The organism is Bacillus sp. mrc49 (genome assembly GCF_002803435.1).
The window spans coordinates 1-981 of the sequence record NZ_PHNG01000127.1 but is presented as its reverse complement, the minus strand read 5'-3'; the positions used below and the strand labels follow the sequence as shown (position 1 = coordinate 981).

At 45.7% G+C, this 981-nt stretch carries 2 protein-coding genes; both read left to right on the top strand.

The genetic code is table 11. The features are described 5' to 3' along the window. The coding region (locus CVN76_RS00875; RefSeq protein ID WP_157805397.1) for a DUF523 domain-containing protein at positions 1-226 on the top strand (226 nt) is incomplete at its 5' end. Between the two features lie 35 nt (positions 227-261). Then, the coding region (locus tag CVN76_RS00870) for a TSUP family transporter (RefSeq protein WP_100530090.1) at positions 262-981 on the top strand (720 nt) is incomplete at its 3' end.

Below are 981 nucleotides of genomic sequence, written 5' to 3'. Positions count from 1 at the left end.
GTACATAGAAGGAGCGAAGCTTACTTTATTGAAAGCCCAGGAGATTGGGGCGACGCTGGTCGTTTTAAAAGAAAATAGTCCATCCTGTGGCAGTGCGGCGATTTATAATGGTGAATTCATGGGGGAGAAGAGGGCCGGGAATGGAGTGACCGCGGCTTTGCTTAGGCGGCATGGATTCATTGTCACGTCAGAGGAGTGGTTATCCGATCATCTGGGAGAAAAATGAGGTGTAATGCTTTTGCTTTTGGGGGAGGGGAATACATGGAGGATATCAACCTCTATACGTTGTTATTTTTAATACTTGCCGGCTTTGTTGCTGCATTCATCGATTCCGTTGTGGGCGGCGGGGGATTGATCTCGATTCCAGCCTTATTGTTTACGGGAATTTCACCTTCAGCGGCATTAGCAACGAATAAGCTTGCAGGGACGATGGGATCGTTGACGAGTACGATTTCATTCATCAGGGCTGGGAAGGTGGACTTTAAATTCGTCATCAAGCTGTTTCCCATCACCTTGATCGGAGCGGCATTGGGTGCTTATATTGTTCATTTCGTTTCCGCAGAGATCCTAAAGCCGCTCATTTTGATCCTTTTGGTCATCGTCGCAGTTTATACGTTGATAAAAAAGGATTGGGGGAAAGAGGCAAAGTATAAAGGACTGAAAAGGAAAAAAATGCTTTTGCTGATTGGCATAATTTTTGCCATTGGGTTTTATGATGGGTTTCTTGGACCAGGGACTGGTTCCTTCTTATTATTTTCATTTTTGATCATAGGGTTTGATTTTGTCCAGGCTGCCGGGAATGCCAGAATCTTGAACTTTGGCAGCAATATTGCAGCACTTATCATTTTTTTATCAATGGGAACCGTCAACTTCGCCTATGGGATTCCGATGGGGCTTGCCATGGTATGCGGGGCATTGGTCGGGACGAACTTCGCCATCAAGAAAGGCGCATCGTATGTGCGTGTTTTGTTCATTTGCGTC